This window comes from Acinetobacter sp. CAU_H_S170_2 (assembly GCF_058890445.1).
Map to the genome: position 1 here is coordinate 1572052 of NZ_JBZYAE010000001.1, position 15896 is coordinate 1587947.

Genomic DNA, 15896 nt, shown 5'->3' on the forward strand with positions numbered 1-15896 from the left:
TCCTCACTTATTATTGTTTTTACAATTAATTGTAAAATAAAGGAAAATTCAACTAATTATTACTTCTCTCTTTATATATTCTAGAACATCAGCCATTTGAATTAGCGTAGAAATAACTTCCCTCAAACAAAATATCTAAAAATGATGAACAGAATACCGACTTTCTTATTCGCAGCCCAGTCATTGCATGTTCATCCAAACAGAACCTCGATTGAATTAGCTTTATGACTCTCGTTAATGAAGCTGCGAGATGTAATGCTAACAGTGCTTTCAGGTAATAAGGTATTGAAATAAATTTTGAACAATTCATATAAATAAGTTTCTCGTAATAAAAATTAAGCAGGTTGTTTGACCTGCTTAATTTGAGTAGGTTATATAGCAACTTGAAACTGAGTTATTCGATTTATCTCTACGGAAACATGAACGATTTCTTCGTGTATAGAGAGCCCTTTTCTGACACTATCGGCTGTCAGCTTATTGCTATCAGAATCTAATGAAAGAATACAAGAAAATTTACCTTTTCCTACCTTCCAAACATGAATATCAGTAATAACAGCCTGCGCATCTAATTCTTCAATGACTTCAATAATTTCACCAACTACAGGATGTTCCATTTCAGCATCAAGTAAGGTTTTACCTGTTTCACGAATTAATCCCCAAGACCAGTGTGCGACCAAGATGGCACCTACAATACCCAATACAGCATCCAGAAAGTCCCAACCAAAAAACTTACCGGCAAACAATGCAATAATTGCCAATATAGAAGTCACTGCATCAGCCACAACATGTAAAAAAGCAGCCTTTTGATTTAAGTCATGATTATCATGATTGTGAGCATGGTCATGATGATGGTGGTCATGCTTATGACCGTGATGATGGTGATGACTACTGTCATGCAGCAACCATGCACATACGAAATTTACAATCAATCCAATTACAGCAATTGAAATTGCTTCATTGTAGTGAATATTAACTGGATTCATTAAACGCTCAACAGACTGAATCCCCATAAATACAGCAACGACCATCAATAGAATAGCGCTTGAGTAACCGGCTAAAATTTCAATTTTCCAAGTGCCAAAGCAAAAACGCTGATCTTGTGAATATTTCCGAGCCATTCTATACGCAAAATATGCTAAGCCTAACGCCAGCATATGTGAACTCATATGCCACCCATCTGCTAACAAAGCCATTGAATTAAAAAACCATCCCCCAAAAATTTCAAAGACCATCATCACGCCAGTTAAAATGGTTGCTATCAAAATTTTCTTTTGTGCTAAAGGATTCCCCTCATCAAATTGATGGGTATGGTTACTTTTTACATTACTTAAATATTGCATTTGAATGTGCCACAATAGATACTCCCCCACAGTATATATTTTTTATGAGTAAAAGCTATGTCTCACTTAAATCAAAACAAAAAAATCATGAACCGTATAAAACGGATACAAGGTCAAACCAATGCCATAGAGCAGAACTTATTATCTGAAAATATTTCTTGTATCGAAGTTCTACAACAAATTGCCGCCATAAAAGGAGCAATAACAGGTTTAATGAATGAACTAATTGAGCTTCATCTTAGAGAGCATGTACTTAGTGATTTAGAAAAAATAAATGAAGAAGATTTGAATGACTTCTTAGCCCTAATTAAACGTTATACATAAAAAAGAGCACAGTTTGTTATATCACTTAAAAACTGTGCTCAACTCACTCTTTGTTAATGACAGTGATGATCACCTGTTTTGCTATTGGTATGGCAACCCTGTGAATTTGTACCGCCTGAATGGGCATTTACATTTGTCACTGTAAGTATCAATAAAGAAAAAAATAAAATTTTGCTCATAACACCCTCTTTAAATTAATATTCAAGATATAAAGAAGTTAAACTGTACATTATTTAAACAAAATGTTCAAAATTTACTTAAAAAATACCAAGATAAAGCAAATAAATAAAAATATATCTTAATAATTTTGCACAAATAACAATTGATAAAAATTTAATGAACTTCTCTTTTAATACACCACTGACTAAGGTAATAGGATCGCCAATGATCGGAACCCAACTTAGAAATAATATTGCTGATCCGTATTGCATATATAAATTTTGGGCTCGTAGTAATTTGCTTTCTGAAATAGGAAACCACTTTTTATTCTTTAAAAGTTCCAGTTTCATACCAAACCACCAATTTAGACAAGAACCAAGGACATTTCCCACTGTAGCTACTAGGATTAGTAAAACAATAGAATATTCACCGAGTACCAATAATCCTGCTAGAACAGATTCAGACTGTAAAGGAAGTAGCGTAGCCGCTCCAAAGGCACTCAAAAACAAGAATAGATAAGCAATCATCTATTTAGGCCATTTCTGATGATATTCATCAATCACATATTCATGTTCATGCCTTTTACCATGCTTGTGATTCACTAAGTGCTCATGATCCGCAGGTAAATCATCATGTGAATGAACTAAAATCAAGTCATCCTGTTTTGGCCAAATGAAAAAAGCAAAAGACATTGCGATTAAAGCTATGATTGCCATAGGGACAAAAGTAAATAATGTTCCCACATTAGTACTTAACCATCCTACCAATGGATAAGTAATCAGCCAACAAGCATGAGAAAATGCAAATTGGGCAGCGAACAATGAAGTCCTATTTTCACTCGATGCAGATTTACGTATTAAACGACCTGTAGGCGTTTGTGATACAGAATATCCTATCCCTAAAATAAACCACAAAACTAAAAGCCCTCTATAAGAAGATATTAAATATCCGCAGAACAGGCCAGCTACCAAAATTGCCGTACCAGTTAACATGACAGAGCGATCATTTAACTTTTCTAAGACTATAGGCAATATGAAGGCTGCCAACATTGAACCCAAACCAAATAAACCAAATGCCCATGTCGTCGCTTTTTCCGTCAAGCCAAAGGTCGTTTGAACAAGAACGACTGTATTTACGATAACGACTGCACTGGCTGATGCAATTGCCAGATTTAGTGCCAAAAGTGCTTTTAGACGCGGTGTATTAAAATAAATTTTTGTCCCTTGCTTTATACGGCTGTAGATACCTTTAAACTCAGGTACTTTAGCAATAGGTAGTTTTGCACTGACAACAAATAGAGCTGAGCCAATAAAACCAATTACTGTTCCTAAAAACAAATTGTGATAGCTAATATAGGTCAGAAGAAATCCAGCCAACATTGGGCTAATGATATTTTCTAAATCATAGGCTAAACGTGAAAGTGACAACGCATTTGTATATTCTTTTTCTTCAGGCAATACGTCAGGAATCATGGCTTGAAATGTTGGTGTAAAGGCAGCAGATGCAGATTGTAAAATAAAAATTAAGACATAAATTTGCCAAATCTGAGTGACAAAAGGCAGACATAATGCTGTTAAAGCACGAATGATATCTAAAACTACTAAAACTTTTTTACGTGGTAGTCGTTCCGCAAATGCTGAAGCAATAGGTGCAACACCAATATATGCAATCATTTTGATTGCCAGCGCTATCCCAAGTACCTGAGCTGCTTCACCCTTGGCAATATCATATGCCTGCAAAGCTAACGCAATCGTAATGAGTCCCGTACCAATCAAAGCAATGACTTGAGCTAAGAACAAATGCCTATATGTTGTGTTTTTTAATACTTCTAGCATTTTAGGGACTCCTTTATTTAGAACCTAATTGTTATGCAGAACAGGTTCCAAATGAGGTCTAAACCTCATCTGGAATTTTAAAAATTAAAAGACTTTTTTCATTTCACTAAATTGACCTTCTACATTTAGAGTCACAGTGATTGTATTTTCAGTACGATTGCGCCAGAACCAGCCATGCTTACCATCGAATGCAGCAGTTAATGTTCCCTGTTGAGCAGTTTCATTTTTCCCTTTACCATAGCCATGATAGAAACCTTTTGGTGCATTTACAGCATCACCATGTGTGTCGTAGTTTAAGCCACCACCTGAAGACTTCCAATCAAAGGCTACACTCGCATCTTTAGGCATACTTAGCTTCACTTCCGTTGCCTGATTTGGTTTTAACTCAAGTGAAATTGTTTCTTTGGCAATTGGAGGCATCGGCATTTTTGAAGATGAACCCAATGGTAATGCACTACTTAAATTTTCAGTTTCCTGTTTAACTTGATTTGGAATTGAAGCCACTTGAGCTTCTCCTATCCCATTTTCTGATTCTTCCGCTAAGGATTGTTTGATCTCACCCATTTTGCTTAATCCAAGTACTTTACCAATCCCTGTAGGGTCAATCGCATACTCAGCAGGCATCACACAGGTCACTAAAACAACGATAGCGCTTACAGCTGCAATAGCCGTTGATTTAAGTAGTTTTTTTGAAGATGGTAGTTCAACATCTTTTGGAATTTCAGCGTTATACATAATTTAGATCCTTATTGAATAATGAAGCCGGTAAGTTGATAGCCAACAAGTAAAAAACCAAAGAACATTAAAAAGACATTACTTTGATATGCTGTTTTGAAGAAATAAGGCGTTTTTCTCCACATCGTCATCAGCAATAAAATGATAGCTAATGCCATGAATTGCCCTAATTCGACACCAATGTTGAATGAGATCAAATTCGCAAGCAGACCATCATCTGGCACTTCATATTCTTGAATTTTCACAGCTAAACCAAAACCATGAATCAAACCAAAAATCAGTGTGGCAATTTTTGTATTGGGCTGAAAACCGAACCAACGTTGATAAGCACCTAAATTATCTAAAGCTTTATAAACAATAGAAAAACCAATGATTGCATCAATAATGTAGGCATTCATTGAAATGTTGTAATACACACCTATGAGCATGGTAATTGAATGACCAATGGCAAATAAGCTGACATATAAACCAATATCTTTCATACGGTATAAGAAGAAAATAATACCAACGAGAAATAATAAATGGTCATATCCAGTGACCATGTGTTTGGCCCCCAAATAAATGAATGGAATCACATGGACACCATAAATTTCTTGAATATAGCCCTTATCACCTTCTGCTACGCCATGTGCAAAAAGTGCAGGACTAACAAGTAATATACTTAGAGCAATAAAGAGCTTTAAGTAGTTTTTTAACTTCACAAAATGTGAATCAATAATTTGCATATAAATCAAACTCCAAAATAAATAATGAATTGAGAACTCATTGAAGTTTTTGGTGGTTTGAAAATACGGCTTGCCATTAAAAAAATATAATTTTTAGTTCGGTCAAAAATCCGAATACTTAACAGAAGTAAAATGACTGCAATTGCTTTGATAGCTTCATAGCCAACAAAATGTTCATAAAGATTATCTTGATGACTATGTGAATACTGCTGATTTACTTCATGATGGTGAGAGTGAATTGCATCCACATAGTCATGCTCTTGAAGACTTATTTCAGTCACATGCTCATTAAAATGCAGGCATAGTGCAAGACTGATGATGCAGGCTAGCCACACACTAAAAAATTTAAACTTTTTATCTCGCATCATGCTAGTCATCAAAAGTTCTTCTAGGCTTCTTGCTGTTCAGCAAAATCTTCTGATTTCTTTCGACGTTTTTGGTTAAACCAAATATAAAGTGTCGGCAAGATAATCAAAGTCAGCAACGTAGAGGAAATGATTCCACCAATCACCACGGTTGCAATAGGTCGTTGTACTTCAGAACCAATCCCGACATTAAATGCCATTGGAATGAAACCTAAAGAGGCAACCAATGCTGTGATGAGTACAGGTCTAAGTCGTTCTAGTGCACCATGCTTTACTGCTTCAACAAGCTCTTCTCCTTGGCTTGTTAAGCGCTGAATCGCAGATACAAGGACTAAGCCATTCAATACAGCTACACCTGATAGTGCAATAAAGCCAACCGCAGCAGATATTGAAAATGGTATGTCTCTCAAAGCTAATGCGATTACACCGCCTGTTAAAGCAAAAGGAACGCCTGTAAATACCAACACACTATTTCTAAAATTACCGAGTGCCATATAGATCATGGCAAAAATTAGAATCAAAGCAATTGGAACTACAATTAAGAGCCTATTTGTAGCAGACTCCATTTGCTCAAATGTACCGCCCCAAGTGAGCCAATAGCCTTCAGGTAATTGAAATTCGGAATCTAACTTTGACTGAGCTTCCGCGATGTAACTTCCAATATCTGTACCGCGTACATTCGCTGTGATTACAATTCGACGTTTACCATTCTCACGAGAAATCTGGTTTGGACCTTGAATATTCTTCAACTCAATTAATTCTGACATCAGTACACTTGAGCCATCAGGTAAGTTGAAAGGAATTTGATAGATTTTTTCTAAGTCAGTAACTGAGTTTTGATCCATACGAACCACAATATCGAACTTACGGTCACCCTCAAAAACCTTACCTGCTGTTTGTCCTGTAATTAGGCTTGAAACCTGCTCCTGTACATCTTCAGCGTCTAAACCGTAGTTGGCGATCATGTCTTTTTTGAGTTCAACGGATACCATGGGTAAACCAGACATCTGTTCAACTTTCAAATCAGCCGTGCCATTTACCTCTTCCAACACATCCGAAACACGATTACCTAATTCCAATAGCTGCTCTAAATCATCCCCATAGATTTTGACCGCAACATCAGTACGAACACCTGAAATAAGCTCATTGAAACGCATTTGAATTGGCTGAGTAAACTCGTAGTTATTTCCATACACACCTTTAGAAACACGCTCAATTTCAGCAACGACAGCAGATTTTTCCTTATCAGGATTCGGCCATTCGTTACGCGGTTTTAACATGATGAAGTTATCTGCCACATTAGGTGGAACAGGGTCGGTTGCAATTTCCGCAGTACCTACTTTGGCAAAGATGGTTTGAACTTCAGGAATCTTTTTAATTTCTTTCTCAAGTGCATATTGCATTTCTATTGCTTGAGTCAGAGATGTACCCGGAATACGAAGAGCATGTAGTGCAACATCACCTTCATCCAAGGATGGGATAAATTCAGAGCCTAAACGTGTTGAAAGGCTTGCACTAAATACAAAAAACACCGCAACAAATACAACTAATAAATAGCGATGATTAAGCGACCAATCTAAAACTGGGTTATAAAGCTTTTTAATAAAATGAATAATTTTAGATTCTTCATCTTTGATTTTACCTGCGGTAACTAGAGCAACCATTGCTGGTACAAATGTTACCGACAGGATCATTGCTGCAACCAATGCCATCACCACTGTTGCAGCCATAGGGGTAAACATTTTGCCTTCAACACCTGTTAAGGTCATTACTGGCAAATACACCAAAATAATAATAAGTTGACCATACAGAATGGCTTTTCTTGATTCTTTAGTCGCTTCAAAAACAGTCGTAAAACGCTCTTGTCTCGTCAGTATTCGTCCCAGCTCTTTTTGCTTCATAGCTAATTTAGCAAGTGAAGCTTCCACAATAACAACCGCACCATCAACAATAATCCCGAAGTCTAAAGCCCCCAAGCTCATCAAGTTTGCACTGATTTTCTGATTCACCATACCTGTAATGGTCATGAGCATAGATAAAGGAATAACCATCGCTGTAATAAGCGCAGCACGGAAATGCCCAAGAAAAACAAACAAAACAACAATGACAAGAATGGCCCCTTCTAGTAAATTCTTTTTCACTGTTTCAATGGTGGCATCAACCAATGTAGTACGGTTATACACAGCTTTCGCTTCAACGCCTTCAGGTAGAGACTTTTGAACTTGCTGTAATTTTTGATCTACTGCATGTGCAACATTTCGAGAGTTTTCACCAATCAACATAAAGGCTGTACCAAGAACAATTTCCTGACCATCCTTGGTTGCTGCTCCTGTACGCAGCTCGTGACCTATTGAAATTTTAGCAACATCTTTAAGTCGTAAAATATAACCACTACTTGTGGTGATCGGAATATTCTGAATTTGCTCAATAGAGCTAATTTGAGAATCAGAACGAATTAAATACTGTTCGCCATTCTTCTCAATATAACCTGAACCTTTATTCATGCTGTTCTTTGAAATGGCATCCAAAACATCTTGTTGATCTAGTCCAATGCTGCGCAAGTAAGCATAGTCAGGCTGTACAACAAACTGCTTTAAATATCCACCAATTGTATTGATTTCATTTACACCTTCAACATTCCGCAACTGGGGCTTAATGACCCAATCTTGTAATGTCCGGAGATCAGTCGGTGAAAGTGGGTTCTGATTATTTTTCGCATTTTCCACCGTGTACATAAAGATTTCGCCAAGACCAGTAGAAACGGGTCCCATTGAAGTCGATATTCCACTCGGAAGGTTTGGAGTAACACCTTGAAGTTTCTCATTGACAATTTGACGAGCAAAATAAATGTCCGTGCCTTCCTTGAAAATAGCTGTGACCTGAGACAAACCATATCTTGATACAGAACGTGTGTAGTCTAGATTTGGAATCCCTGCCAAAGCCGTTTCAATTGGGTAAGTGACCTGTGACTCCATCTCCAGTGGAGATAGACCCTGTGCTTCACTGTTAATTTGAACTTGTACGTTAGTAATGTCGGGTACAGCATCGATGGGCAGTTTAAAATAGTTATAAACGCCAAATGCTCCGACAAATAAGAAGATGATGAGTACCAGCCAACGATTCTTAATCGAGAGTTTTACAATTTGATCAAACATAATCGCTACCCCTTAGTGATCATGAGTAGCGCCAGATTTACCTAGCTCTGCTTTCAGTAAATATGAGTTACCTGCTGCATAAACTTGTCCTGCTTTCAGGCCAGATTTAACCTCAACGTAACCATTAAATTTATCGCCTAACTCTAGAGGACGTGCTTCAAAGTCATTACCCACTCGAATAAATACGACATCCCAATCACGGAAGGTCTGTAAGGCATCTTCACGGACAACCATCTGCTTCATCGTTTGCTTTTCAAATATTTGAGCCGTAATTAACTGCCCTGAGCGCCATTTGAATTGGTTCGAGATTTCAATAAAGACTTGTGCAGTTCGTGTTTTCGGATCAATCACATCACTGATGTATTTGATACGCCCTAAAGCTTCCTCTGTGCCTGTTTGAGTTTGAGGCTTAACAGTTACTTTATTGTCTGGATTGATCTCATTTAGTTTGTCAGCAGGAACATTGACTACGGCTAACAACTGTGAGGTATTGGCTATTTTGAATAGCGGTGATGCAGGAGTAACATTGGAACCAACAGCACCAAGTACCTGTAGAATCGTACCCGACATTGCCGCTCTGACTTCAATCGTACCATTACCAGAATCACCATATGAACGGATTAAGCTGTTCAGCTCATTGGCACGAATTTGCGCATCTTCAAACTCGCGTTGAGCGTTAATATAATCAATTTCAGGTGAAACTCTTTTTTGGAATAATGTACGTTCTTGTTCCATCTTTTTGCGAGAAAATTGCAATGTATCCATCGCTATAGAACGCTCAGCATTTAAACGGATGAGGTCTTGGCTTTGTACTGTCGCTAAAAGATCACCTTGACTCACTTTGTCACCAATCGTGCTATACGTTTTAATTAAAGTCCCACTCGCTTTTGGTGTGATAAAACTTTCAAAATTATCAGGGAACTTAAGCTCACCTTTGAGTTCCAGTGCATTTTCAAACATCATTGGTTCAACTTTAAGAAGTTCCAAACCACTGCTTTTGATACTGCTATCAAGCATGGTGACACGGCCTTCTTTGGTATCCCACTTCCAACTATGTTTTTTACCTTGATAATCAACATTAATGACCATCAAGAATGAATGTGGTTCATAAACAATTTCATTACCAATTAGGTAATCACTTTCAGGCTTAAAAGTAATAGTTTGTTCTGCATCTAAACGCTTAATAAAGATATTGGCATTAATTTCATTTGGTTTTAATGGTTTATCTTTGAAATAGCCATACACTCGTAAGTGTGGCTCAACTCCTTCTTCAAAGATTTTTACTTCGGCTGAAAAATCGCCATCACGATATAAACGCCCCCCATGTGGACCTTTCTCATCACCAGCGACTGCAACTTTCTCTTCAGTCGCTTCCCCATGTGCTGATGAAGTTTGTGATTTATTGCTTGTTTTATACCAAGCCAATGCACACAGTACGATCAGTAAAGCTATTGCACCTGTAGCCACAATTTTATTTGTTGGTTTGTTCATCATCATTCACCCTTATTCTTGATTTAAATTGGTTACATAATTTCGTTCAACTTCTGCAATTTGATTTTGCAAAGCCAACCACAAATCAAAACGGGCAAGATGTTTATCCAACCATATCTGTTTAATGCTGTTAAATTCCAACAATGAAATTTTCCCTGCTTGATAAGCCATTTCAGCGATACGTAAACTTTCTTTGGTCGCAGGTAAAACGGTTTGATCAAATTGTTTAATTGAATCAATCAAGTTAGAGATTTCTATAGCTTTATTTTCTAGATCAATTTTAGAATTACGCGTGATCAATTCAGAAAGTGCTTCAGCATTTGTTTGTTCTGCTTGGGCAAGTGCAATGTTTCCCTTATTACGGTTGAAAACCGATAATGGAATAGAGGTTGATACCAAAAATACTTTATCACTGGTTTCTTGATAGTTACGTACACCCACCCCAAATGTGATGTCTGGTACAGCCTCTTTTTTCGCGAGATCAAATTGCGTTTGGGCTAATTGCTTTTTAATCGATGCTTCTTGCTCAGATAAACTGACTTTATCTGAAAAATTAATACTCAAAGGAACTTCAATTGCAGCTTCAGGAAGTGCAGTGATAAATTTTCCACAGAGATTTTTTTGGAATTGAACTTTTTTAAGTTCATTTTGGTGACGTAATTTAGCCTCAGAGGATAAAGCTGAACTCAGTTGCACATCTGATGGAATCACCCGTCCAAATTTTAATTTCTCATTTAATACATTCGCTTGGCGTGCATTCAATTTACTTTCAGTGGAATAAATCTCTGCACGTTTTGACGCTATATACCAATTTGACATACATAAACGTAAATCGGCTTTTAGTTCAGCTTGGCGTTTAACAATTTCAAATTGATTACTATTGCCCTGAAAACCCGCCAATTGTTTACGTAAAGCAAGTTTATTATTGAGAGGAATGTCCTGCGATAGACCAATCATTGTTGTTGGTCCATCTAGTTGTTTCAAATCCGAATTACCAAGATTATCTAATTCAACATTAAACGTTGGATTAGACAATCTACCTGCATATTTTTGATTAATTTCATATGCTTGCTGAGACTTTTGTAAACTCTTCAAAATTGAATCGTTTAAAATTACCTGTTGTTGTAGCTGTGCGTAATTAGATTCTGCAAATAATTGAGTCGCTGTTGCTACTAAACCACAGGCAAGGAATATCTGATATTTTTTAGACATGACTTCACCTATACAAAAAAAATGGAAATTATTTTTTGTATAGGTGAATCAATTTCTTAGAACAATTAGATCTTTTGTAAATGTATAGGAATTAAATAAATAGAATATTCTTTTCCTAAAATCGTATACACGAATTGGCCTTTCAAATAGCCCCAGAAAAAGTAATATAAGAGGAAAAATAAAACTTAAAATAAATATGGGATCAATCGTAAAGTGATTCTCGGTTTGATCTGGTTTTATTGAATGATGAAACTGTGGTTCATCATAGCTTTTCCAATTATGATTTTTAGTATCGTCTATAGACGATTTTTGGTCATCTTCATGATGAACCAAAGACCATTGACTTGAATCTTCAGCTTCAACAAAAATATTCAATTCATGATGATGATCAATATTTTTAGCAAAAACTGGCGCCCACGTATAAATCCCCGTCGTTGTTATAGCAAACAAAAACAGGACAAATACGAGAATAAGTTTTGATAACTTATTAGCTAGCATATGATCGAATCACTTAATGATTAGCGAAAGAATACTGAATCGAGTTTCAAATGTAAATCTTTGACTGATTAATTTCAGTAAAACAACAATTGATTATACAAAGTGAAAGCATTTTTTACTTTGCCTAATAGCTTGACCTGCTTCTTACTCAGAACACATTTTTACTTCTATACACATTCTAGATTACTTATAAAAATTTAAACTCTAAACTTAAAGATCATGCATAATAATTTTAGATAAATTGAACAGGTTAATTTTATGGACCCTTCGCCGAGTATCAACTCAAGAAAAAGCAAAATTCCTAATAGACTCATTAGAGGTACAAACTGATGGAGTTTTTGTTAGACCCTGGAATTTGGATTGGCTTATTAACGCTGATCGTTCTAGAAATTGTTCTTGGTATTGATAATCTGGTCTTTATTACTATTTTGGCCGATAAGCTTCCTCCAGAGCAACGTGATAAAGCCCGTTTAATAGGACTTTCCCTTGCACTCTTAATGCGATTAGGCTTGTTATTTGCAATTTCTTGGTTAGTCACTTTAACAAAACCTCTGATTACAATCTTTGATTGGACATTCTCCGGACGTGATTTAATTCTTTTACTTGGTGGTTTATTCCTGCTTTATAAAGCAGTCAGTGAGCTGCATGAAAGGATGGAAGGCCATACTGAAGTTCAAGTGACTACGAATGTTGTGTATGCAAGCTTCACAGCAGTTGTTGCACAAATCGTAGTATTGGATGCGGTTTTCTCTCTTGATTCTGTTATTACTGCGATTGGGATGGTTGATAATATTTATGTGATGATGGTAGCTATGATTGTAGCTATGGTTGTTATGTTAGTTGCTTCTAAACCTTTGACTCGTTTTGTAAATCGTCATCCAACAGTAATCATCCTTTGTTTAAGTTTCTTACTCTTAATTGGTATCAGTTTGATAGCAGAAGGCTTTGGTTTCCATATTCCTAAGGGCTATATTTATGCAGGTATTGGTGTCGCGATCTTAATTGAAGCGTTTAATCAGTTCTCTCAGCGTAATGCTAGAAAGCACGAATCCAAAATTCCATTACGCCATCGTACTGCAGACTCAATTTTAAGAATGATGGGTGGAAAAATGGAAACTATCTCAGATAGTGCCCATCATGCTGAAGCCCAAGAAGCATTTGCGGATGAAGAGCGTTACATGATTGGTGGTGTATTAACACTGGCTGAACGATCTGTAGCAACGATTATGACTCCTCGCAGTCAAATCTCTTGGATAAATATTAATGAAACACCTGAGAAGATTCGTGAGCAGATACTGTCTGTTCCACACAGTTTGTTCCCAGTGTGTCGAGGTAGCTTAGATAAGGTCTTGAGTGTAGTTCGTGCTAAAGAAATATTAGAAGTACTAGATGATGAAGAACAACTTAAAACGCTTCTTAAACGCTATCGTCCAATTTTCATTTTTGAAAAAATGAAAGTTATTAATGCAATTAATACTCTAAGAACATCTAAAGGCTCATTAGTCTTAGTTAATGATGAGTTTGGGAACATACAAGGCTTAATTTCCCCTTTGGATGTGTTTGAAGCAATTGCAGGTGAGTTCCCTGATGCTGATGAACAACTTGATTTAATCGAACTGGACGATAACAGATGGAAAGCATCTGGCATGCTTGATTTGTATCAACTTGAGCTTGTATCCGGATTAGATCTATTTGAAGAAGATGCTAGCTATATCAGTGTTGCAGGACTGATTCTTGATAAATGTAATGGTGTGGTAGAAGTTGGTTCAACTCTAGATTATCAAGGAGCACACTTTGAAGTCACAGAGCTAGAAGCCAATCATATTAAAACAGTCATAATCACTATCAAGTGATCAAAGTAAAAAGCCCTCATAGATTTATGGGGACTTTTACATTAAAGCGGCTTTGTTGCACAAACCTATCTGTAAAGGCTTTTTCAGCGATATAATTTTCAAATGAAGAAGCCTACACACAAAATCTACCGCACAACCAATTGGCCCGCATATAACCGAGCACTCATGAGTCGCGGAAATATTGCCATTTGGTTTGATCCTGCTACGCAATGGTATGATCCATCAAAAGGCAAACAAGGGCGAAATCAAACCTACTCCGACGCAGCTATCCAATGCTGCTTAATGATTAAATCCTTATTCCGTCTATCTTTACGTATGGTCACTGGCTTTGTGCAAAGTCTGATTAAACTTTGCGGCTGAGCAGCCCCGAATATCAGTGCTATTCGTACAGTACGCTTTGTAGAAGACAAAAGCATATTGATATTGCTATCAGCTACCAAAAAAGTAGCGATGGGCTGCATCTACTCATAGACTCTACAGGGATGAGGTTTCTAGGTGAGGGCGAATGGAAACGCAAGAAACATGGACCTGAATATCGTCGCCAATGGCGTAAACTTCATATTGGTATAGATGCCAAAACCCTTCAAATACGCGCTATTCAACTCACTACAAATAATGTGAGTGATTCACAAGTGCTTGGTGATTTACTCGATCAGATTCCTCAAGATGAGCAGATTGACTCTGTTTATACCGATGGAGCTTATGACACCAAGCAATGCCGTCAGGTCATTGCAGATCGGCAAGGGCATGCGGTGATTCCACCTAGAAAAAATGCGAAACCATGGAAAGATACAAAGAGTAGCTCGCTAGCGCGAAATGAATTACTTCGAACAGTTACACGTTTAGGCAGGACACTATGGAAAAAATGGTCAGGCTATCATCGCCGCAGTTTGGTTGAAACTAAGATGCATTGCATCAAATTATTAGGCGATAAATTAATGGCAAGAAGCTTTCCTAGTCAGGTGAATGAAATTCATGCACGTATAGCAGTCTTCAACAGATTTACGGAATTAGGTCGACCAGTTACCCAAGTTACGCCTTAAATTTGGCTCAATTAGGAGCGCTTTGCATTTCAAATCTTTGTGCAACAAAGCCAGTCAAATTTGTAATGCACTTTTATATTTGCTTCAGTTAAACAAGTTTTCCTCAAGGTCTCATTTCGTAAAGAAATAGCCAGAACTCCCATGAGCTTAATGTGCCACCAACAATGATTTAATTTATTCTTAATGTATCAATAACAAGTTTCAAAGCTGGTGACTGCTGTCTACGATGAGGATAATACAAATGAAATCCTGGGTAGGCTATTGCATACTCATCCAATACTTTTATTAATTGCCCTTGTAATAAATTGTCCTGAATAAGCTCTTCAGGAATGTAAGCAATGCCTTCTCCAGCTAATACTGCATCAGCAATAAGCTCAGAATCATTAAAGACCCATTGCCCAGAAACTTTAATTTTAGTTTCAATGCCTTCAACCAAGAATTCCCATTGATATAATCCACCTTGAGTAGACAATCGATAGCCAATACAGTTATGTTGAATCAAATCTTGTGGTTTTTCTGGGATGCCCTTTAGCGCAAGATATTCAGGCGATGCCACCACAACCATTCTGACATCTGTACTAATCCGAACAGCGATCATTCCTTCCGCTACCCGACTACCAAAACGAACCCCTGCATCAAAACGTTCCGCTACAATATCAACCATGCCATTATTTGCAGTTAGCTCAATATTGATATCTGGATAAAGCTGCGTTAATTGCTTTAATTTCGGTAATAGCATATAACGGATAGCATGATGACTTGCATTTATTCTTACATTTCCCGCTGGTGTATCTCTTAGTTTCGACAGTAATGATAATTCATTATCTATATGATCAAAACTCGCTCCAATCGTCTGTCTTAGCTTGTCACCAGCCTCTGTCGGCGAAACGCTACGTGTAGTCCGAGTGAGCAATAACATCCCTAAACGCTCTTCCAGTCCACGAATGGTATGACTCAAAGCAGACTGGGAAACACCTAGCTTACCTGCTGCTTTAGTAAAACTTCCTTCACGTGTCACCATCAGAAAGGCATATAGATCATTATAGTTTTCTTTTGTAATCATATAGACCCTCTATGGTTCAGTAATTTAAGCGTTAATATTAGAAATAATACCACTTAGAAACGTATGATTTATTAATCCTATTGTAAGCGTCCGCTGAA

Annotated in this window: 14 protein-coding genes and 1 pseudogene; 3 read left to right on the top strand and 12 right to left on the bottom strand. The window is 37.1% G+C overall.

Annotated features, from left to right (window positions below):
- Positions 1-371: 371 nt before the first annotated feature.
- On the bottom strand, positions 372-1340 hold the full coding sequence (gene dmeF, locus AC5EUN_RS07675) for a CDF family Co(II)/Ni(II) efflux transporter DmeF (RefSeq protein ID WP_126036490.1): 969 nt from the start codon (positions 1338-1340) through the stop codon (positions 372-374).
- 57 nt (positions 1341-1397) lie between these two features.
- On the opposite strand from dmeF, the gene AC5EUN_RS07680 reads away from it, so the two are divergent.
- Positions 1398-1664 (top strand): metal/formaldehyde-sensitive transcriptional repressor, encoded by a 267-nt coding sequence (locus AC5EUN_RS07680; protein ID WP_126036488.1) that lies wholly within the window; start codon positions 1398-1400, stop codon positions 1662-1664.
- A gap of 53 nt (positions 1665-1717) precedes the next feature.
- Here the strand turns inward: AC5EUN_RS07680 and AC5EUN_RS07685 are convergent, their stop codons facing one another.
- From AC5EUN_RS07685 to AC5EUN_RS07730, 10 genes are all read right to left on the bottom strand, one after another.
- Positions 1718-1843 carry a YHYH domain-containing protein gene (locus AC5EUN_RS07685; protein WP_101598941.1) on the bottom strand — a complete coding sequence of 42 codons (126 nt, stop codon included), beginning with the start codon at positions 1841-1843 and terminating at the stop codon, positions 1718-1720.
- 78 nt (positions 1844-1921) lie between these two features.
- Positions 1922-2350 (bottom strand): YqaA family protein, encoded by a 429-nt coding sequence (locus tag AC5EUN_RS07690; protein WP_005399451.1) that lies wholly within the window; start codon positions 2348-2350, stop codon positions 1922-1924.
- A complete protein-coding gene (locus AC5EUN_RS07695; RefSeq protein WP_279692955.1) occupies positions 2351-3658 on the bottom strand; it encodes an MFS transporter in 1308 nt (435 codons plus the stop codon).
- 84 nt (positions 3659-3742) lie between these two features.
- Complete coding sequence (locus AC5EUN_RS07700; RefSeq protein ID WP_005399453.1) at positions 3743-4393, bottom strand: hypothetical protein; 651 nt, start codon at positions 4391-4393, stop codon at positions 3743-3745.
- Between the two features lie 11 nt (positions 4394-4404).
- The gene (locus AC5EUN_RS07705) at positions 4405-5118 is read right to left on the bottom strand and encodes a HupE/UreJ family protein (protein ID WP_039889605.1); all 714 of its coding nucleotides are present in this window, start codon (positions 5116-5118) and stop codon (positions 4405-4407) included.
- Between the two features lie 5 nt (positions 5119-5123).
- On the bottom strand, positions 5124-5495 hold the full coding sequence (locus AC5EUN_RS07710) for a hypothetical protein (protein ID WP_493352232.1): 372 nt from the start codon (positions 5493-5495) through the stop codon (positions 5124-5126).
- A gap of 11 nt (positions 5496-5506) precedes the next feature.
- The gene (locus tag AC5EUN_RS07715) at positions 5507-8638 is read right to left on the bottom strand and encodes an efflux RND transporter permease subunit (protein ID WP_493352233.1); all 3132 of its coding nucleotides are present in this window, start codon (positions 8636-8638) and stop codon (positions 5507-5509) included.
- 12 nt (positions 8639-8650) lie between these two features.
- Positions 8651-10129 (bottom strand): efflux RND transporter periplasmic adaptor subunit, encoded by a 1479-nt coding sequence (locus tag AC5EUN_RS07720; protein WP_279692116.1) that lies wholly within the window; start codon positions 10127-10129, stop codon positions 8651-8653.
- Between the two features lie 12 nt (positions 10130-10141).
- On the bottom strand, positions 10142-11341 hold the full coding sequence (locus AC5EUN_RS07725; RefSeq protein ID WP_279692118.1) for a TolC family protein: 1200 nt from the start codon (positions 11339-11341) through the stop codon (positions 10142-10144).
- A 48-nt stretch (positions 11342-11389) separates the two neighbouring features.
- Positions 11390-11839, bottom strand: a complete 450-nt coding sequence (locus tag AC5EUN_RS07730; RefSeq protein ID WP_279692120.1) for a hypothetical protein — start codon at positions 11837-11839, stop codon at positions 11390-11392.
- A 329-nt stretch (positions 11840-12168) separates the two neighbouring features.
- Between AC5EUN_RS07730 and AC5EUN_RS07735 the strand changes: the two genes are divergently transcribed.
- Together AC5EUN_RS07735 and AC5EUN_RS07740 are read left to right on the top strand one after the other, a co-directional pair.
- Positions 12169-13692: a TerC family protein gene (locus AC5EUN_RS07735; protein WP_493352234.1), complete on the top strand. Its 1524-nt coding sequence runs from the start codon at positions 12169-12171 to the stop codon at positions 13690-13692.
- Between the two features lie 102 nt (positions 13693-13794).
- Positions 13795-14735 (top strand): annotated as a pseudogene (locus tag AC5EUN_RS07740) (IS5 family transposase).
- Between the two features lie 169 nt (positions 14736-14904).
- On the opposite strand, the gene AC5EUN_RS07745 reads toward AC5EUN_RS07740, so the two are convergent.
- Entirely contained in the window at positions 14905-15798 is an 894-nt protein-coding gene (locus tag AC5EUN_RS07745; protein ID WP_493352235.1) for a LysR family transcriptional regulator, read from the bottom strand.
- Positions 15799-15896: the final 98 nt, after the last annotated feature.